The 18,576-nt window shown below is 70.7% G+C and carries 15 protein-coding genes and 1 riboswitch; all 15 genes read right to left on the reverse strand.

The window, feature by feature from the left end; translation table 11 throughout:
* Positions 1–477: 477 nt before the first annotated feature.
* The 15 genes from argH to ACFC1J_RS13860 all read right to left on the reverse strand — a co-directional run bounded on the left by argH (position 478) and on the right by ACFC1J_RS13860 (position 18,479).
* Positions 478–1,902: an argininosuccinate lyase gene (gene argH, locus ACFC1J_RS13790; protein WP_375907018.1), complete on the reverse strand. Its 1,425-nt coding sequence runs from the start codon at positions 1,900–1,902 to the stop codon at positions 478–480.
* The gene (gene argF / locus ACFC1J_RS13795) at positions 1,899–2,831 is read right to left on the reverse strand and encodes an ornithine carbamoyltransferase (RefSeq protein ID WP_375907020.1); all 933 of its coding nucleotides are present in this window, start codon (positions 2,829–2,831) and stop codon (positions 1,899–1,901) included. Before argF ends, argH begins: the two co-directional genes overlap by 4 nt.
* Positions 2,828–4,048, reverse strand: coding sequence for an acetylornithine transaminase (locus ACFC1J_RS13800; RefSeq protein WP_375907022.1), 1,221 nt, complete (start codon positions 4,046–4,048; stop codon positions 2,828–2,830). Before ACFC1J_RS13800 ends, argF begins: the two co-directional genes overlap by 4 nt.
* Positions 4,045–4,944: an acetylglutamate kinase gene (argB, locus tag ACFC1J_RS13805; protein WP_375907025.1), complete on the reverse strand. Its 900-nt coding sequence runs from the start codon at positions 4,942–4,944 to the stop codon at positions 4,045–4,047. Before argB ends, ACFC1J_RS13800 begins: the two co-directional genes overlap by 4 nt.
* The gene (gene argJ, locus ACFC1J_RS13810; protein WP_375907028.1) at positions 4,941–6,098 is read right to left on the reverse strand and encodes a bifunctional glutamate N-acetyltransferase/amino-acid acetyltransferase ArgJ; all 1,158 of its coding nucleotides are present in this window, start codon (positions 6,096–6,098) and stop codon (positions 4,941–4,943) included. Before argJ ends, argB begins: the two co-directional genes overlap by 4 nt.
* A complete protein-coding gene (argC, locus tag ACFC1J_RS13815; protein ID WP_375907031.1) occupies positions 6,095–7,162 on the reverse strand; it encodes an N-acetyl-gamma-glutamyl-phosphate reductase in 1,068 nt (355 codons plus the stop codon). Before argC ends, argJ begins: the two co-directional genes overlap by 4 nt.
* Before the next feature lie 353 nt (positions 7,163–7,515).
* A complete protein-coding gene (locus tag ACFC1J_RS13820; protein WP_375907034.1) occupies positions 7,516–9,708 on the reverse strand; it encodes a bifunctional hydroxymethylpyrimidine kinase/phosphomethylpyrimidine kinase in 2,193 nt (730 codons plus the stop codon).
* Positions 9,705–10,571, reverse strand: a complete 867-nt coding sequence (gene thiM / locus ACFC1J_RS13825) for a hydroxyethylthiazole kinase (protein ID WP_375907037.1) — start codon at positions 10,569–10,571, stop codon at positions 9,705–9,707. The genes ACFC1J_RS13820 and thiM overlap by 4 nt, the downstream gene beginning before the upstream one ends.
* A riboswitch (TPP riboswitch) is annotated at positions 10,562–10,655 on the reverse strand. Its footprint overlaps the gene before it by 10 nt.
* 83 nt (positions 10,656–10,738) lie before the next feature.
* A complete protein-coding gene (pheT, locus tag ACFC1J_RS13830) occupies positions 10,739–13,279 on the reverse strand; it encodes a phenylalanine--tRNA ligase subunit beta (RefSeq protein WP_375907040.1) in 2,541 nt (846 codons plus the stop codon).
* Complete coding sequence (gene pheS, locus ACFC1J_RS13835) at positions 13,279–14,331, reverse strand: phenylalanine--tRNA ligase subunit alpha (protein ID WP_375907043.1); 1,053 nt, start codon at positions 14,329–14,331, stop codon at positions 13,279–13,281. Before pheS ends, pheT begins: the two co-directional genes overlap by 1 nt.
* Positions 14,332–14,383: 52 nt before the next feature.
* Positions 14,384–15,022 (reverse strand): hypothetical protein, encoded by a 639-nt coding sequence (locus ACFC1J_RS13840; protein WP_375907046.1) that lies wholly within the window; start codon positions 15,020–15,022, stop codon positions 14,384–14,386.
* 76 nt (positions 15,023–15,098) lie between these two features.
* Entirely contained in the window at positions 15,099–16,025 is a 927-nt protein-coding gene (locus ACFC1J_RS13845; protein ID WP_375907048.1) for an amino acid ABC transporter permease, read from the reverse strand.
* Positions 16,022–16,678 carry an amino acid ABC transporter permease gene (locus ACFC1J_RS13850; RefSeq protein ID WP_375907051.1) on the reverse strand — a complete coding sequence of 219 codons (657 nt, stop codon included), beginning with the start codon at positions 16,676–16,678 and terminating at the stop codon, positions 16,022–16,024. The genes ACFC1J_RS13845 and ACFC1J_RS13850 overlap by 4 nt, the downstream gene beginning before the upstream one ends.
* Positions 16,679–16,763: 85 nt before the next feature.
* Entirely contained in the window at positions 16,764–17,672 is a 909-nt protein-coding gene (locus ACFC1J_RS13855; RefSeq protein WP_375907053.1) for a glutamate ABC transporter substrate-binding protein, read from the reverse strand.
* 42 nt (positions 17,673–17,714) lie between these two features.
* The gene (locus ACFC1J_RS13860; RefSeq protein WP_375907056.1) at positions 17,715–18,479 is read right to left on the reverse strand and encodes an amino acid ABC transporter ATP-binding protein; all 765 of its coding nucleotides are present in this window, start codon (positions 18,477–18,479) and stop codon (positions 17,715–17,717) included.
* Between the last annotated feature and the right edge of the window lie 97 nt (positions 18,480–18,576).

Here is an 18,576-nt window from a genome sequence, read left to right on the forward strand (position 1 = left end):
AAAGGAATTTCTCAAACCAGCCCAAAGACTGGAACGAGGAATAAATTGGCATTTGACAAGTGCACGCTGTTGAGTTCTCAAGGATCGGATGCTCCCACAGTTCAGCCTCGCGGCATCACAAGTAGGGCTTGATCTCACTCCCCCTCGCTGCGCCTTGCGGCGAACCTGAGGTGGGAGTTCCCCATCATAGTCGAAGATCTTCCGCAAGGGAAGTTCTTCGACGAGATCGGGATTCGTTCGCCGCTTGGGGAGTCAGACCTTCCGGCCTTTCGCTCTACCGCTTGGGGCGAACAAGTAATAAGTTACGCGGATCCCGGGGTTCCGGCAAATCGCGGTCGCAGCCCGGGCGTGTCGCGCGGGCCCACTGCCGGACCCCGTGATGATGAAAGACCTGATGAACGGCGAAACCCCCTCCCAGGCGACGGCCTGGAGGGGGGGTTTCACCGTTCTGACGGGCGTCCGCTGCCGGGGCTTCGGTCACATCCCGAGGGCGTGGGCCGCGGCCTGCGCGCGGGCGACGAGCTCGGTGCGCTGCTCGGCGACGCGCACCGGGGCGGTGCCTCCGACGCCGTCGCGGCTCGCGACGGATCCTTCGATCGTGAGCACCTCGCGCACGGCAGGGGTCAGGTGCGGCGACACCTCGGCGAGGAGCGCATCGTCCGCATCCTCGAGGCCGATCCCCCGCTGCTCGCAGGCGCGCACCAGGGATCCGGAGATCTCGTGGGCCTCGCGGAACGGCACCCGGTTCTTCACCAGCCACTCCGCAACATCGGTCGCGAGCGAGAACCCCTGGGGAGCGAGCTCCGCCATGCGCGCCGTGTCGAATCGCAGCGTCGCGACCATCCCGGTGAACGCCGGCAGCACGACCTCGAGGGTGCGGACCGAGTCGAACACCGGCTCTTTGTCCTCCTGCAGATCGCGGTTGTACGCGAGAGGCAGGCCCTTGAGCGTCGCCATGAGGCCGGACAGGTTGCCGATGAGGCGCCCGGACTTGCCGCGCGCGAGCTCGGCGATGTCCGGGTTCTTCTTCTGCGGCATGATGCTGGATCCGGTCGAGTAGCCGTCGTCGAGGGTGACGAAGCCGAACTCGCGGGTGTTCCAGAGGATGATCTCCTCGGAGATGCGGGACAGGTCGATGCCGATCATCGCCGTGATGAACGCGAACTCCGCGACGACGTCGCGTGCGGCGGTGCCGTCCAGCGAGTTCTCCGCGGGGCGATCCAGGCCGAGCTCGCGGGCGACCAGCGCAGGGTCGAGTCCCAGGGTGGATCCGGCCAGTGCTCCCCCGCCGTACGGAGAGACGCCCGCACGCGCGCGCCAGTCGACGAGCCGCTCGAGATCGCGCACCAGAGGCCAGGCGTGCGCCTGCAGGTGGTGCGCGAGCAGCACGGGCTGCGCGTGCTGGAGATGCGTGCGGCCCGGCAGGATCGCGCCGTCATGCGCCACCGCCTGGGCGACGAGGGCGTCGACGAGGCCGAGCACCTCTCGTGCGATGACCCGCGCGTGGTCGATCAGGTACATGCGCACGAGCGTCGCGATCTGGTCGTTGCGGCTGCGCCCGGCGCGCAGCCGCCCGCCCAGATCAGCGCCCACCTCGGCGATGAGCGCCGCCTCGAGCGCGCCGTGCACGTCCTCGTCGGCCGGCTGCGGGAGCAGCGTGCCGTCGGCGATCCTCGCGGCGAGGGCGTCGAGACCCGCGTGCATCCGCACGGCCTCGTCCGCCTCCAGATAGCCCGCCGCCTCGAGCGCGGTGGCGTGCGCGTGCGAGCCCGCGATGTCGTAGGGCGCGAGGATCCAGTCGAACTGCGTCGACCGGCTCAGCTCGGCGAGCTCGGGGCTGGGACCCCCGGCGAACCGGCCGCCCCAGAGGGCGCCTTGATTCGTGCCGTGCGCGGCGTTCACGGCTGGTCCTGCTTCCCGATGAGCCAGACCAAGAGCGCCTTCTGCGCGTGCAGGCGGTTCTCGGCCTCGTCCCAGACGACGCTCTGCGGGCCGTCGATGACCTCGGAGTCGACCTCGTAGCCGCGGTCGGCGGGCAGGCAGTGGATGAAGATCGCGTCAGGGGCGGCGAGCGCCATGGTCGCGCTCGTGACCTTGTAGGCGCCGAGGTCGCGAAGGCGCTGGGCCTTCTCCTCCTCCTTGCCCATCGACACCCAGGTGTCGGTGACGATGACGTCGGCGCCCGCCGCGGCCTCATCCGGATCCGCGACCAGGGTCAGGGATCCGCCGGTCTCCGCGGCACGGCGGTGGGCGTCGGCCACGACATCGGCGCGAGGCGCATAGGCCTCGGGAGAGGCCACCCGCACGTGCATGCCCGCGGTGACGCCGGCGAGCACGTACGAGTGCGCCATGTTGCTGCGCCCGTCGCCGAAGAACGAGAGCGTGAGACCCTTCAGGTCGCCCTTGTGCTCGCGGATCGTGAGCAGGTCGGCGAGCAGCTGGCACGGGTGGAAGTCGTCGGAGAGCGCGTTGATCACCGGCACCCTGGTGCCTGCAGCCATCTCCTCGAGACCCGCCTGCGCATAGGTGCGCCACACGATCGCGGCGACCTGGCGCTCGAGCACCCTGGCCGTATCGGCCGGAGTCTCCTTGCCGCCGAGCTGGCTGTTCGCCGTCGAGATGATCAGCGGGGATCCGCCGAGATCCGCGATCCCGACCGCGAACGAGACGCGGGTGCGGGTCGAGGACTTGTCGAAGATCACGGCGACGGTCTGCGGACCGGCGAGCGTCTTGTCCGCCCAGCGGTCCTTCTTCAGCTCGAGCGCGAGATCGAGGATCTCGGTCTGCTCGAGCGCGGTCAGGTCGTCATCGCGCAGCAGGTGGCGGGTCATACTGATGTCTCCGTGAGTGCGGTGGCCGCGACCTCGGCGAGGGCGGCCGCGAACAGTTCGGTGAACTCGGCGATCTCGGCGTCGCCGATCGTGAGCGCGGGGGCGATCCGGACCGAGGACGGGTTGGCGGCGTTGATGACGAGTCCGAGGCGCTGCGCGACGGCGACGACATCGCCGGCGACCGGGGCGGCCAGTGCCACGCCGATGAGCAGACCGCGGCCGCGCACGCCGGCGACGAGCGGGGATCCGATGCCCTCGACGGCTTCGCGCACCTGCGCACCGCGGTCCCGTGCGTTCTGCACGAGGCCGGAATTCTCGATCTCCTCCAGGACCGCGTTGCTGACGGCGGTGGCGAGCGGGTTTCCGCCGAAGGTGGAACCGTGCGATCCGGGCTGCAGGAGCGCCGCGGCCGCGCCGAATGCGACGAGCGCGCCGATCGGGAAACCGCCGCCGATGCCCTTCGCCAGGGTGATCGCGTCGGGCACGATCCCCTCGTGCTGGAAGGCGAACCAATCGCCCGTGCGGCCGGCGCCGGTCTGGATCTCGTCGACGATGAGCAGCGCACCGTGCTTCGCAGTGAGCTCGCGTGCTGCGCGGAGGTAGCCCTCCGGCAGTTCGAGCACGCCGGCCTCGCCCTGGATGGGCTCGACGAACAGCGCGGCGACGCGGTCGTCCATCGCCGCCTCGAGCGCCTCGATCGTGGCGGGGATGTGCTCGACGCCGCCGGGCAGAGGCTGGAACGGGTCGCGCATCGACGCCTTCGCCGTGAGCGCGAGCGCACCGATCGTGCGGCCGTGGAAGGCGTTGTCGAGGGACAGGATCCGCGGGCGCTCGGTGCCGCCGTGCAGGCGGGCGAGCTTGAACGCGGCCTCGTTGGCCTCGGTTCCGGAGTTGCCGAAGAACACGCGCCCCTCGTCTCCGGTTCCGGCGAGCCGCTTCAGCCGCGCCGCGAGCTCGAGCTGCGGAGGTGTGGCGAAGTAGTTCGACACGTGCGCGAGCGTGCCCGCCTGGCGGGACACGGCCTCGACGAAGACGGGGTGGGCGTGCCCGAGCGCGGTGACCGCGATCCCCGCGAGGAAGTCGAGGTAGCGTCGCCCCTCACCGTCCCACAGGTGCGATCCCTCACCGCGGACGAGCAGTTCGAACCGCGGCCCCGCATTCAAGATCAGGTCGCGATCAGCGCTCTGCTGCCATGTTCCCTCGGCCGGCGACGTCATCCCGCCACCACCTCCGTTCCGATTCCCTTGCTGGTGAAAAGTTCGACGAGCACCGAGTGCGGCACCCGTCCGTCGATGATGGCCGCCGCATGCACGCCCGATTCCACGGCCTCCAGGCACGCGGTCATCTTCGGGATCATGCCCGACTCGAGCGACGGGAGCATGGTCTTCAGCTCTGTCGTGGTCAGATGCGAGACCAGCGAGTCGCGGTTCGGCCAGTCCGCATAGAGCCCCGCGACGTCCGTCAGGATCACGAGCTTGACCGCGCCGAGAGCCGTCGCCAGCGCCGCTGCAGCCGCGTCCGCGTTCACGTTCAGAGACTGACCGGGGTGATCGAGATCCGGCGCGATGCTGGAGACGACCGGCACGCGCCCGGCGGCGAGATGGTCATGGACCGGCGTGGGATCCACCTCGACCACGTCGCCGACGCGGCCGAGGTCGACCTCTTCCCCGTCGATGATCACGCCCCGCCGGCGACCTCCGAAGAGCCCCGCGTCCTCACCGCTCAGTCCGGTCGCGATCGGACCATGCGAGTTGATCTTGGAGACGAGCTGCGGGTTCACCTGTCCGGTGAGCACCATCCGTACGACACTGATCGCCTCGGTGTTCGTGACCCGGTAGCCGCCTTTGAACTCGCTCGGGATCTCGAGCCGCTCGAGCATGTCGGAGATCTGCGGTCCGCCGCCATGGACGACGACCGGCTGCACGCCGACATAGCGGAGATAGGCGATGTCCTGCGCGAACGCCTCCTGCAACTCGTCGCTGATCATCGCGTTGCCGCCGTACTTGACGACGACGATCTGGTCGCGGTACCGCTTCAACCAGGGCAGCGACTCGATCAGCGTCTGCGCCTTGATCGCGGCTTCCTCGGGCGCTGTGTCCTGAAGATCGCTCATGAGGAGTACGCGCTGTTCTCGTGCACGTAGTCGTGGGTCAGGTCGTTGGTGCGGATCGTCGCCGCCGCTTCGCCGACCTTGAGATCGATCAGCACGTGCGTCGCGCGCGGAGCCAGATCGACCTCCTCGCGGGGCCGGTCGGGACCGCCGGCGGTGCACACCCGTACGCCGTTCATCCACACGTCCACGTCGTAGGGATCGAACGCGGCCCGGGTGGTGCCGATCGCGGCGAGCACGCGGCCCCAGTTCGGGTCGTTTCCGAAGATCGCGGCCTTGAACAGGTTGTTGCGCGCGACCGCGCGACCCACCTCGACAGCGTCCTGTTCGCTCGCGGCGTGCGCGACCTCGATCGAGATCGCGTGGCTGGCGCCCTCGGCATCGTCCTGCAGCTTGCGGGCCAGTTCGTCGGAGACCTCGGTGAGCGCCGCCGCGAAGTCGTCCAGATCGGGCCGGATCCCGCTCGCGCCGTTGGCGAGCAGCGTCACCTGGTCGTTGGTCGACATGCAGCCGTCGGAGTCGAGCCGGTCGAAGGTCGTGCCGGTCGCGCGCCGCAGCACGGCGTGGGCCTCCGACGCCTCGAGGTCCGCATCGGTGGTGAGCACCACGAGCATCGTGGCAAGACCCGGGGCGAGCATGCCCGCACCCTTCGCCATTCCGCCGATGGTCCAGCCGTCGCGGCTCACGACGACGGTCTTCGCGACCGTGTCGGTGGTCATGATCGCCTCGGCCGCGGCCTGTCCGCCGTCGGCGCTCAGCTGCGCGACACCGGCCTCGACGCCCGCGAGCACCTTGCCGCGGAAGACCTCGTCCCCCGTGCCGATGAGACCGGTCGAGCAGACCACCACGTCGCCGGCGCTCACGCCGAGCAGCTCGGCGGCGCGCTCCGCCGTGAGGTGACTGGTCTGGAAACCGAAGGGACCCGTGAAGCAGTTGGCTCCGCCGGAGTTCAGCACGACCGCCTCGACGACGCCGTCCTTCACCACCTCCTGCGACCAGATGATCGGGTTGGCCTTGGCGCGGTTGCTGGTGAACACCGCGGCGCCGACCTTGCGCGGGCCGCGGTTCACCACCAGCGCCACGTCGGGCCTTCCGGTGGACTTGAGACCCGCGACGACACCCGCCGCCTCGAATCCCTGGGGTGCGGTCACACTCATGGGGCGACTCCGTTGATGCTGAGCGCCGTGGTCTCGGTGAGGCCGAGCGCGATGTTCATGGACTGGATGGCGGCGCCCGCCGTGCCCTTGACGAGGTTGTCGACGGCGGTGACGACGACGACGCGGTTCGCCGCGCGGTCGATCGCGAGGCCGATGAGCGCCGTGTTGGCGCCCAGCACGTCGGCGGTGCGCGGGACGGATCCCTCCGGCAGCAACTGCACGAAGGTCTCGTCGCCGTAGGCGGCCTGCCACGCGGCGCGGATCTGCGCGTCGGTGGCGCCGGGGGCGATGGGCGCGGTCGAGGTGGCGAGGATTCCTCGAGCCATCGGCACGATGACCGGGGTGAACGAGATCCGGATCCCGTCCGGATCGGCGCCGGACGCGGCCGCGAGGGCCTGCCGGATCTCGGGGATGTGCCGATGCGTGCCGCCGACCGCATACGGGTTGGCGGATCCGAGGATCTCGCTTCCCAGCAGGTGCGTCTTGAGGCTCTTGCCGGCGCCGGAGGGGCCGACGGCGAGGACCGTCACGATGTCGGACGGGTCGATCACGCCCGCCGCGACGCCCGGCGCGAGGCTCAGGCTCACGGTGGAGGCGTTGCAGCCGGGGGCCGCGATCCGGCGGGCGCCGCGGAGATGCTCGCGCTGCTTCACGGAACCACGGGAGGCAGGCTCGACCAGGAGCTCGGGGACGCCGTACGCCCACGGCTCGTGGAACGCGCCGCCGTAGAACGAGTCCCACGCGGACGGCGAGGTGAGCCGGTGGTCGGCGCCCGCGTCGATCACGAGCGGGACCTCGCCGAGCGCGTCGGTGTACTGACCCGACTGGCCGTGCGGCAGCGCGAGGAACACGATGTCGTGCCCGGAGAGGATCTCGGGCGTCGTGTCCTGCAGGGTCAGGTGCGCCAGGGAGCGCAGGTGCGGCTGGTGCTCGGAGAGCTTCTGTCCGGCGTTCGAGTGCGCCGTGACGGTGCGGATCTCGACGTCGGGATGGCTCGCGAGCAGGCGAAGGATCTCGCCGCCCGCATAGCCGGATGCGCCGGAGACGGCGACGGAATACGTCATGCTTCCACCTTAACGGTCGGGCCTGTCGACGACGCCCAAGAAGGCGGCGTGCGGCAGCAGTGCAGATGCGGGGCCGGAGGCGGCGACACCGGCACCCCGCCGTCATCGACGCGGGAGCGCAGGGTCGCCTAGAGTCGGCGGTCGCCCGTACGGCGTCGACGCACCACGGCAGCACCCTTCGGGGTGGTCGTGTGCGGAGCCGGAAGCATGCGGCGACGATATCGCGCGGTGGGGCCTGCGACCAAATCGTCCTCGTCTCGCATAGCGGTCCCTGAGCGAGCCGAAGGCGAGACGAAGGGCGCTCAGGAACCGATGATGGTCCCTGAGCGAGCCGAAGGCGAGACGAAGGGCGCTCAGAGCGCGGCGGCGGCGAAGAATGCGCGCTCGTGCTCGCTCGAGCGCGTGAACGCGATCCGCATCCGCTCTCGGGTCTGCACGTCGGCGGCGGCCGCATGCGCGGTGACGATCCGGATCGCCTCCTCGGTCGCCTCGGCGAAGCGCGGGTCCGCGTACTCGTCCAGCCAGGGCGCGAACGGGTGCGCAGGGTCTCCTCCCGCCTGCGCGTGCAGCCGCATGCCGACATCGGCGTAGATCCAGAAGCACGGCAGGAGCGCGGCGATGAGCACCCGGTAGTCGCCGTCGAACGCCGCGCCGCGCAGGTGGTCGAGATAGGCGACCGTCGCAGGGGCGGGATCCGCGCGGAACGTCTCGGCACCGACCCCCTCCGGCGACAGCATGCTCGCGTGCAGCTGCAGCTCGCCGATCACGGACTGCTCGGCGGAGTGCGCCCAGAAGGCCTGCTCCGCCGAGTCCGGTGCGATGCGCGCCGCCTCCGCGAGAGTGCGCGCGTAGTCGCGCAGGTAGAGCGCGTCCTGCGCGAGATACCAGCGGAACGCGGTCTCAGGCAGGCTCCCGTCCGCGAGACGCTGCAGGAACGGCAGATCGTCGATCGCCCGGCGGATCGGAGCGATCGAGGACCACCACTCCCCGGCGATCGCCTCGCGGCCCGGAGCGGCGTCGAGGCCTCCGCGCCGCCACAGCCCCGCGAAGTGGCTGACCGGACCGTGACCGGACCCGACCTGCAATCCGGCACCCGCGACGATCGACTCGCGCAGCCACGACCGGACCTCGGCCACCGCGTCGCGCCAGTCGTGGTCGGCCGCCCGACGGGTCGCGAGCCCCGCGGAGAGCGAGCAGCCGGTGCCGTGCGTGCTCGTCGTGCGTATGCGGGATCCGGGGTATTCGCGCACCGGCCCGGAGGGACCGACGAGTGCGTCGGGCGCCTCGTCGCCGCCGAGATGCCCTCCCTTCACGAGCACCAGGGCGCCGGTCTCGGCCGAGAGCCGCCGCGCCTGGGCGAGGGCGCCGGTCCAGTTCGTGGCCGCGGGTTCGCGCGCGAGGACGGCCAGCTCCGGCAGGTTCGGCGTGAGGAGATCCGCCAGCGGCAGCAGGGCGCGCAGGGCCTGCTCGGCATCGGCGTCCAGCAGCCGGTCGCCGCTGGTGGCGATCATGACCGGGTCCAGGACGACGGTGGGCGGCCGGTGCTCCCGCAGCCAGGATCCGACCTCCTCGATCACCGCGGATCCGGCCAGCATCCCGATCTTCACGGCGTCGATGCGCACATCGTCGGCGATCGCGTCGAGCTGAGCGCGCAGGAACGCGGCGGGCGGCACGTGCACGCCCCTGACCCCCCGGGTGTTCTGCGCGGTCAGCGCGGTGATCGCGGCCATGCCGTAGCCGCCGTTCGCGGCGATGGCCTTGAGGTCGGCCTGGATCCCGGCCCCGCCCGACGGGTCGCTTCCGGCGATCGAGAGCACGCGCGGCACCCCGCCCGCACCCCAGGCGCGGAGCATCTTGCGGGCGGCGACGCGCGGATCCGGCGCGGCGCACAGCGCCGACACCACCGCGACCCCGGCCGCTCCCGCCGCGCGGAGCGCTGCCGCGTCGGCCCGCTCGATGCCGCCGATCGCGACGCACGGCAGCGGGCTCGCGGCGGCGAACGCGGCGAACCCCGCCACACCGAGGGGCGCGGGGTGATCGGCCTTGGTGCTCGTGGGGTGGATCACGCCCACGCCGAGGTAATCCACGGCGCCTGAGGGCAGGGCCCGCACGGCGTCGAGGTGCGCAGAAGTGTTGGCGGTGAGGCCCACGATCGCGTCGGGGCCGAGCACCGAGCGCGCCAGGAGCGGCGAGGCGTCGGACTGGCCGAGGTGGATCCCGTCCACGCGGGCGCCGCGGCGCCGCGCCTCCACGACCGCGTCGAGGCGGTCGTCGACGACCAGCAGCGCCCGCCCCGCGATGACCTCGGAGAGCTCCATCAGCTGCTCCACGATCGACGCATCGTCGGCGTGCTTGTCGCGCAGTTGGACGAACCGCACGCCGCCCGAGACCGCTGCGTCGACCACGGCCGTCACGCCGCGCGCCCCGCTCAGCACGCGATCCGTGACGAGGTAGAGGGCGAGGTCCTCGACCGTCAGCCTCCTGCGCGGCCCCGCCAGGAGCGTGCTCACCGGCCGGGAGGCGGCGGCGAGGCCGGTCGGCGTCATGCCGCGACTCCCGCCGTCTCGGTGTTCCCCGCCTCGACGCGAGCGCGGGCAGGGAGGGTGTCGGGCCGGATCGCGGCGAGGGCGTCGAGCAGCGCGACCGCGAAGGATCCGGGACCCTCGGACCGCGCCGCGGCGTCCTCGGCGGCGATCGTGTACGCGAGTGTGGCCGCGGCGGCGGCGACCAGCGGGCTGTCGCCCGTCCGTCGCGCGGCGCCGAGGAACGCGGCCATCACGGCGCCGAGCGCGCAGCCTCCGCCGGTGACGCGGGTGAGCAGGACGTCGCCGTTCGCGATGCGGACCCCGCGATCCGCGTCGACGAGGAGATCGACCGGGCCGGACACCGCCACCGCTCCCCCGGTGATCCTGGCCAGGTCTCGGGCCGCGTCGGCCGCGGCCTCGGTGCCGTCCAGCGCATCGACGCCGCGCCCGCCCTGGCTGCGGCCGGCGAGCGCGAGGATCTCGGAGGCGTTGCCGCGGATGAGAGTGGGGCGCAGGTCGAGCAGATCCTGCGCGAGCGCGGTGCGCACCGGCAGTGCGCCGACCGCGACCGGATCCAGCACCCACGGGGTGCCGGCCGTGCGGGCGCCGCCGACGGCCTCGAGGCTCGCGGAGCGCTGCTCGGGTGTGGGCGTGCCGAGATTCACCAGCAGCCCGGACGAGATCGCGGCGAACATGCCGGCCTCGCCCGTGATGTCCACCATGGCAGGCGCGGCCCCCAGCGCGAGCAGCACGTTGGCGGTGAACCCGGTGACCACCGAGTTCGTGATGCAGTGCACGAGCGGGGGCTCCGCCCGCAGCTCGATGAGAAGGTCCGCGGCGGATTCCCCCACGGATTCGGACGACATTTCCAGACGCGCGCTCATCGCGACATCCCTTCGCTAGTACGACCTAGATCAGGTTCGACGGGTGTGTTCTCAGCCGCGGATGCGGCACCCCGTGTCACTGCCGGTCAGTCTAGCCAGAGAACGCCTGCGCGATGGATCCGCGGATCCGTCGTGCAGGCGTTCTCTGTCGTGCGTCGCGTCTCGTCTCAGTAGCGGATCTGGGCCCCGAACCGCTCGGCCGCGGCGGCGACGCCGGCGAGCTTCGCCTCGGTCGCCTCGGCGGCGGTCAGGGTGCGGTCATCGGCCCGGAAGCGCAGCGCGAAGCTCAGGCTCTTGGATCCGTCCGCAACGCCTTCTCCGCGGTAGTCGTCGACGAGGCGGACCGACTCGAGGAGCGCGCCCGCCCCCTCGGACAGGGCCGCGCTCACGTCGGAGGCGGGCGTCCCCGCGTCGACCACGAGCGACACGTCCTGCGTCGCGGCCGGGTAGGTCGACAGCGAGGCCGCGACCACGCGCTCGCCCGCCAGCGCCAGGAGGCCGTCGAGGTCGAGCTCGAGCACCACCGCGCGGCCCGGCAGGTCGGCGTCGGCCGAGACCTGCGGGTGCAGCTCTCCGACGTAGCCGACCTCGGTCGCCGAGCCCGTCGACGCGTCGCGCACTCGCAGCACGCCGGTGCGTCCCGGGTGCAGAGCAGCGCGGGTCCCCTGCACGACGTCGATCTCGACGCCGGCCGCATCCGCGATCACGCGCACGGCGTCGAGCGCCTCGCTGAGACCGTACTCCTCGGCGGCGCGCCCCGGCTGCCGGGGGGTGACATGCCCCGTGAACAGGGCCGCGACGAGGCGGGCCTGCGGCGGGATCGAGGCGTTCAGGGCGGCGAGCGTCTCATCCGAGGGCCTGGCGCCGAGCGGCGGCACCTCGTCGGTACCGTAGACGACCCCCGGCTCGGGCAGGAACACGACGCCGGTCTCGAAGATCGCGAGATCCACGAGCCCGCGGGCGATGTTGCGGTGCGCGATCTGCAGCAGGCCGGGGAGCAGCGAACGGCGCAGGAACGGCGCCTGCCCGTCGAGCGGGTTCGCCAGGCGCACCCCGGGGATGCTCTCCCCCGCGGCCGAGCCGTGCAGGTCGTTCTGCTCCTGCGTCGTGAACGGGAACGACGGGGTCTCCACGAGCCCCGCGGCGGCCAGGGCGTTCGCGACGCGACGACGGCCCTGCTGCAGGTCGGTGAGCCCTCGGCCGGACGGCGGCGTCGGCAGCACGGACGGGATCCGGTCCAGTCCGTGGATGCGCGCGACCTCCTCGGCCAGCGACCACTTGTCGGTGAGGTCGGGGCGCCAGCTCGGCGGAATCACGGTCCAACCGGTCCCTGAGCCTGTCGCAGGGTCGGCGGCCGTCACTTCGGCGCCGATCGTCTCGAGCGCACCGGTCACCTCTTCGTCGGTGTAGTCGACGCCGATCAGGCCCTGCACGAAGCCCGCCGGAAGGTCGATGCCCTCGATGAGGACCTCCGTGAAGAGCGCGCCGCCCTCATCGGTCAGCGTGCCGCCGGCGAGGGAGACCATGAGGTCGGCGACGCGACGCGCGGCGGCGAAGGGGATGAGCGGATCCACACCGCGCTCGAACCGCTTGGACGCCTCGCTGGGCAGCTTGTGCCGTCGGGCGGAGCGCGCGATCGTGATCGGGTCGAACGTCGCCGCCTCGATCAACACGTTGCGCGTGGTCTCGCTCATCTCGGTCGTGCCGCCGCCCATGACGCCGGCGAGGCCGATCGGACCCGATCCGTCGGTGATGAGGAGGTCCTCGGCGTGCAGGGTCCGCTCCTGGCCGTCGAGCGTGACCATCTTCTCGCCCTGCGCAGCGCGGCGGACCACGATGTCGCCGTCGAGCTTGTCCAGGTCGTAGCCGTGCACCGGGTTGCCGAGCTCGAGCATCACGTAGTTCGTGATGTCGATCAGCACGCCGAGCGACCGCATGCCCGCGAGGGTGAGGCGGGCGATCATCCACGGCGGGGTGGGACGAGACGGATCCACGCCGCGCACCACGCGGGTGACGAACTCGCTCGCGCCGGTGGCGCCGCGGATGGGAGCGGCGTCCTCGACCACGGCGGTGCGACCGCTGCCGGGCTGCAGCTCGGCGAAGTCGCGGTCGGCCGGGTCGCGGAAGGCCGCCCCGGTCGCGTGCGCGTACTCGCGGGCGATGCCGCGCAGCGAGAAGGCGTAGCCGCGGTCGGGCGTGACGTTCACGTCGACCGCGACGTCGTCCAGGCCCAGCAGCGCGATCGCGTCGGTGCCGACGGGGGCGTCGACGCCGAGCTCGGAGAGGATCAGGATCCCGTTGTGCTCGTCGCCGAGACCCAGCTCGCGGGCGGAGGCGATCATGCCGTCCGAGACGTGCCCGTAGGTCTTGCGCGCGGCGATCGGGAACGGGCCGGGCAGCACGGCGCCGGGCAGGGTCACGACGACCTTGTCCCCGACGGCGAAGTTGCTCGCGCCGCAGACGATGCCGCGGACGCCGCCATTCGCCCCGGCCACGTCGACCTGGCACCAGCGGATGGTCTTGCCGTTGGACTGGGGCTCGTCCTCGAAGGAGAGGACCTGTCCGACCACAACCGGGCCCGAGATGTCGAAGCCGTGCAGCTCCTCCTCCTCGAAGCCCACGGAGACGAGCGCCGCGAAGACGTCGTCCGGCGTGGCCGTCTCGGCCACATCCACGTACTCACGCAGCCACGAAAGCGGGACGCGCATCACACCACCATCCCGAACTGCTCGCTGAAACGGACATCGCCCTCGGCCATGTCGCGCATGTCCTGCACGTCGCTGCGGAACATGAGCGCACGCTCGACGCCCATGCCGAACGCGAAGCCGCTGTACACGTCGGGATCGATCCCCGCTGCGCGCAGCACGTTCGGGTTGATCATGCCGCAGCCGCCCCACTCGATCCAGCGCGCGCCGCCCTTGAAGGTCGGGTGCCACAGGTCGAGCTCGGCGGAGGGCTCCGTGAAGGGGAAGAAGTTGGTACGGAAGCGGGTCTTCGCCTCCGGGCCGAAGAGCTGACGCGCGACGTGGTCGAGCGTGCCCTTGAGGTGCGCCATCGAGATGCCTTTGTCGACGACGAGGCCCTCGAACTGGGTGAACACCGGCAGGTGCGTGGCGTCGAACTCGTCGGTGCGGTAGACCCGCCCGGGGCACAGCACGTAGATCGGCACCTCGCGGTCGAGCATCGAGCGCACCTGCACCGGGCTGGTGTGCGTGCGCATCACGAGGTGGCGGGAGGGCGGATCCACGTAGAACGTGTCCTGCTCCTGACGCGCGGGGTGGTCGACGTCGAAGTTCAGCGCATCGAAGTTGAACCACTCGTGCTCGAGCTCCGGGCCTTCCGCGATCTCCCACCCCATCCCGACGAACACGTCGCTGATCTGCTCCTGCAGCAGGGTGAGCGGGTGCCGCGCGCCGACGCGGGTGCGCGAGGCGACCGCGGTGATGTCGACGCGCTCGGCCTCGAGCCGCGCGGCGGTCTCGGCCTCGGCCAGCTCCGCCTCCTTCGCGGCGAGCGCCTGCGTGACGCGCCCGCGACCCTGGCCGATGAGCTTTCCGAAGGCGGCCTTGTGCTCGGGCGCGACCTGGCGCATGGACGCGTTGAGGGCCGCGAGCGGCGACCCCTCCGCGACGTGCGCCGCGCGTGCGGCCTTGAGCTCTGCACTGTCGGCCGCGGATCCGATCGCGGCGAGCGCGGCCGCGACGGCCGTCTCCACCGCCTCGGGGGTGATCTCAGATGTGGTCTGTGCGTTGTCGGACACGAGAACCGAGTCTACCGGCGTGCCGGGGACCGTCCTGCTCCCTGCCGACCGCTCAGAGCGGTCCGAACATCGCGGTGCGTCCATCCGGCCTCCACGACAGCCGCTCCCGCTCCAGGGTCGCCGCAAGGCGGGGGTCCTTCTGCGTCTGCCGCCGCAGGGTCAGCCGGCTCCGACCGAGGATCGCGGACGGCACCACGAAGGCGGAGGTGAGCAGGAGCACCATGCCGAGATCGACGAGAACCATGACCAGCACCCGACCGGTCGTCAGCGCCCCGATCACCAGGAACACGTTGAGCAGGAACAGGATCCCTCCCGCCGCCCACAGACCGCCTCGCAGGTTCCCCGGACCTCGGACCGACAGGGAGGTTCTGGGGCGCGGCACCCAGCGACGCACCCGGCTGAGGAACAGTGCGCTGACGGCGGCGAGCACCACCCCGACCGCGATCCACGGCACCGTGGACGCCGCGCGCCCGGTGACGGCGAGCAGCACTCCCGCGAAGAGGATCGCCGAGACGCCGAGACTCAGGAACGCCGCCCACATCGCGGCGAGCGCCGCCCGCGCATCCGCGATCTCCCGCAGCCGCGTGCGGAGCTCCGGCTGGTGCGTCGTCCCGAGCCCGGGGTCGAGCCACTGCTCCAGCGTCCGGCTCGAAGGGGGCGGGTAGGCGGAGACGGGTTCGACGTGCACCATGATCGCGAGGCTACAGGGCACTCCGCCTTGCCCGGCGGGTACCGGCGCGCTCAGCCCCTCGCTGAGCGCGCCGGAGTCAGCGCGGCCCGCCGCCGGCGTCGAGGTTGCCTGCGCGGCTCTGCAGCGCGATGACCTCGGTCAGGGTCGACTCGTCGTCCGCTGCGGAGTTGCCGGCGTTGTGGAGCACCTTGGGCGAGCGCCGGGTGCGCACCTCGAGCCACTTCGCGACCCCGGAGAGGATCAGGCACATCGAAATGTAGATGACCGCGACGATCAGGCCCGCCTGCAGGAGCGGCCGACCCGGCTGCCCGCTGAGGTACTTGGCGTAGTAGATGAGCTCGGGGTAGGTGATGATGAAGCCGAGCGCGGTGTCCTTCAGCGTGACCACGAGCTGGGACACGATGATCGGGAGCATGGCCCGCAGCGCCTGCGGCAGCAGGATGAACGCCATCACGCCGGACTTGCGGAGCCCGATCGCGTAGCCGGCTTCCTTCTGACCCCTCGGCAGCGCCTCGATGCCGGCGCGGAGCGCTTCGGCGAGCACGGATCCGTTGTAGAGCACGAGCCCGATCACGACCGCCGCATACGGCGTCATCCGGAAGGTGCTGCCCGGGATGGAGTTGATGCCGTAGTAGAAGATCATCATCATGACCAGCACCGGCACGGCGCGGAGCAGCTCGATCACGACGGTGACGGGCACCCGCACCCAGGCGTGCTCCGAGACGCGGCCGATCGCGAGCACGAAGCCGAGGACGAGGCTGCCGACCGCAGCGGCGAGGAACGCGCTGACCGTGGCCCACAGCGCCTGAGCCATGCCCTGCCACACGAGGCTGTACGTGAACAGGTTCCAGCGCGCGGCGTCGAACTGCCCGGTCACCGCGAAGCGGTAGACGACGAACCCGATCACTGCGAGGACGACCAGCACGGTCGCCACGCCGAGGAGCAGGTTGCGCCGGACGGCCTTGGGGCCGGGAACGTCGTAGAGAACGGATGCGCCGCTCATCGGACGATCCTCCACTTCTTCTCGAAGTGCCGTTGCACAAGGCTCAGCAGGAACACCAGGACGATGAACACGACGGCGACCCAGAGCAGGATCTCCATGACCGTGCCGGGACGGTCGCCCGAGTCGGCGACTGTGGCGCGAAGCGCTGCAAGCTCGGCGACTCCGAACCCGGCAGCGATGGTGGTGTTCTTCAGCAGCGCGATGAACACGCTCATCATGGGCGGCACGACCGAGCGGAACGCCTGCGGCATGATGACCAGGGTCATGACCTGCCCGAAGGACAGCCCGATCGCGCGGGCGGCCTCGGCCTGCCCCACCGGCACCGTGTTGATACCGGCGCGCAGTACTTCGGCGACGTAGGTCGCCGTGTAGATGCCGATCGCGATGATCGCGAGCGGCAAGGCGGGAATGTCCGGCAGGTCGAGCTTCGGATATCCGAAGACGAAGAAGAAGAACACCAGGGTGAGCGGGGTGTTGCGCACCAGGTTCACGTACGCCGTGCCCACGCCGCGGGCGATCGGCACCGGCGAGACCCGCATGGCGCCGACGATGGTGCCCAGCACGAGCGCCAGCGCGCCGCCGCCGACGAAGAGCAGGACCGTGTTCAGGGTCGCCTGCCCCCACAGGTCGAGATTGCCCAGGAGTGCGTCCACGCGATCTCTCCTTCCGGTTCGGGGACGTCCGAGGACGTCGGGGAAGAAGCGGCCGACGGGATCAGGCCCGCCGGCCGCTTCGGAATCACTTCTCGACAGCGGGCTGCGTGACCTTCATGCCGCTCGCGCCCAGGTTCTTCTCGAAGATCGCCTTCCAGGTGTCGCCTCCGTCGGTGAACATCGTGTTCACGAAGGTCTGGAACGCGGTGTCCCCCTTGGCGAGGCCGACGCCGTACTTCTCGGTCGTGAACGGCTCGCCGACGACCTTGAGCTCGTCCGGATCCTGAGAGGCATAGCCGATCAGGATGGCCTGATCGGTCGTGACCGCGTCGACCTGCTTGCTGATCAGCTGGTCCACGCACGCGGAGTACAGGTCGAGGCCGACGGTCTTGGTGTCGGGGAAGTTCGCCTGAATGTTCTGCAGCGGCGTCGATCCGGTCGCGGAGCACACCGTCTTGCCGGCGAGGTCCTTCTCGCTCTTGATCGTGTCGTCGCTCTTGCGGACCAGCAGGCCCTGGCCGGTGACGAAGTACGGGCCGGCGAAGTCGATCACGGCCTTGCGCTTGTCGGTGATCGAGTAGGTCCCGACGTAATAGTCGATGTCGCCGTTCACGATCGACTGCTCGCGGTTGGCCGAGGGGATCGGCTTGAACTCGATCTTGTCCTCGCTGTAACCGAGCGACGCCGCGATCCATCGCGCGATGTCGATGTCGAAGCCGCTCCGCTGACCCGTGGTCGCGTCCTTGAAGCCCAGGCCGGGCTGGTCCTCCTTGACCCCGATGGTGATCTTGCCGTTCTTGGTGATCCGGTCGAACGTCGGGCTGCCTTCGAGCTTGACGTCCTTGGCGACCTCGAACAGCGGCTTGTCGCTGGTCGGAGTCGTGCCCTCCCCCGTGGCTCCGGGGCTCGTGGGACTGCCGCTGTTGCAGCCCGTGAGGGCGATCAGGGCGACGGCAGCGATGCCGAGGCCGGTGAGGATCCGTGACTTTCGCATGTGCTTCTCCTTCGGTGCAGGTGCTGTGGTGCGGGGATCAGGTCAGTGGGTGAGGAGCTTCGACAGGAAGTCCTTGGCGCGGTCCGACTGCGGGTTCGTGAAGAACTCCTCGGGCCCGGCCTCCTCGAGGATCCGGCCGTCCGCCATGAACACGACGCGGTTCGCCGCCTTGCGGGCGAAGCCCATCTCGTGCGTGACAACGATCATCGTCATCCCGCTCGCGGCCAGCTCGATCATGACGTCGAGCACCTCGGTGATCATCTCCGGGTCCAGGGCGCTCGTGGGCTCGTCGAAGAGCATGACCTTGGGGTGCATGGCGAGGGCGCGCGCGATCGCGACGCGCTGCTGCTGGCCGCCGCTGAGCTGTGCGGGGAGCTTCGAGGCCTGAGCCGCGACGCCGACCCGCTCGAGCAGCTGCATCGCCTCCTTCTCGGCGTCCGCCTTCTTGAGTCCGCGCACCTTGATCGGCCCGAGCGTGACGTTCTCCAGGATCGTCAGGTGGGCGAACAGATTGAAGGACTGGAACACCATGCCGACATCGGCGCGCAGCTGGGCCAGGCCCTTGCCCTCCGCGGGCAGTTCGTTGCCGTCGATCGTGATCGATCCGCTGGTGATCGTCTCGAGGCGGTTGATCGTGCGGCAGAGCGTGGACTTGCCGGACCCGGACGGGCCGATGATCACGACCACCTCGCCCTTGTGCACGGTGAGGTCGATGTCGGTCAGCGCCTGGAAGTCGCCATAGTGCTTCTGGACGTGGTCGACCACGACGAGAGGGGCGCCGACGGAGGCGGGGCGGGAATCGGGCATGTCGGAACTCCGTGAGGACGAGCGGGGCGGATGAGACCGCGGGGTGCCGATGACGCTATTAGCTCGACGGCAGCCGGAGCGCCGCGCTTGAGGATTC

The organism is Microbacterium sp. NPDC056052, assembly GCF_042266785.1.
Classification (GTDB): domain Bacteria; phylum Actinomycetota; class Actinomycetes; order Actinomycetales; family Microbacteriaceae; genus Microbacterium.

Excerpts from the sequence above, each read along its gene's own strand:
- ACFC1J_RS13845 (WP_375907048.1), bottom strand. The coding sequence starts at position 16,025 with ATGAGCGGCGCATCCGTTCTCTACGACGTTCCCGGCCCCAAGGCCGTC.
- argC (WP_375907031.1), bottom strand. The coding sequence starts at position 7,162 with ATGACGTATTCCGTCGCCGTCTCCGGCGCATCCGGCTATGCGGGCGGC.
- thiM (WP_375907037.1), bottom strand. The coding sequence starts at position 10,571 with ATGAGCGCGCGTCTGGAAATGTCGTCCGAATCCGTGGGGGAATCCGCC.
- ACFC1J_RS13840 (WP_375907046.1), bottom strand. The coding sequence starts at position 15,022 with ATGGTGCACGTCGAACCCGTCTCCGCCTACCCGCCCCCTTCGAGCCGG.
- ACFC1J_RS13820 (WP_375907034.1), bottom strand. The coding sequence starts at position 9,708 with ATGACGCCGACCGGCCTCGCCGCCGCCTCCCGGCCGGTGAGCACGCTC.
- argF (WP_375907020.1), bottom strand. The coding sequence starts at position 2,831 with ATGACCCGCCACCTGCTGCGCGATGACGACCTGACCGCGCTCGAGCAG.
- ACFC1J_RS13860 (WP_375907056.1), bottom strand. The coding sequence starts at position 18,479 with ATGCCCGATTCCCGCCCCGCCTCCGTCGGCGCCCCTCTCGTCGTGGTC.
- ACFC1J_RS13855 (WP_375907053.1), bottom strand. The coding sequence starts at position 17,672 with ATGCGAAAGTCACGGATCCTCACCGGCCTCGGCATCGCTGCCGTCGCC.
- ACFC1J_RS13800 (WP_375907022.1), bottom strand. The coding sequence starts at position 4,048 with ATGACGTCGCCGGCCGAGGGAACATGGCAGCAGAGCGCTGATCGCGAC.
- argB (WP_375907025.1), bottom strand. The coding sequence starts at position 4,944 with ATGAGCGATCTTCAGGACACAGCGCCCGAGGAAGCCGCGATCAAGGCG.
- pheT (WP_375907040.1), bottom strand. The coding sequence starts at position 13,279 with ATGCGCGTCCCGCTTTCGTGGCTGCGTGAGTACGTGGATGTGGCCGAG.
- argJ (WP_375907028.1), bottom strand. The coding sequence starts at position 6,098 with ATGAGTGTGACCGCACCCCAGGGATTCGAGGCGGCGGGTGTCGTCGCG.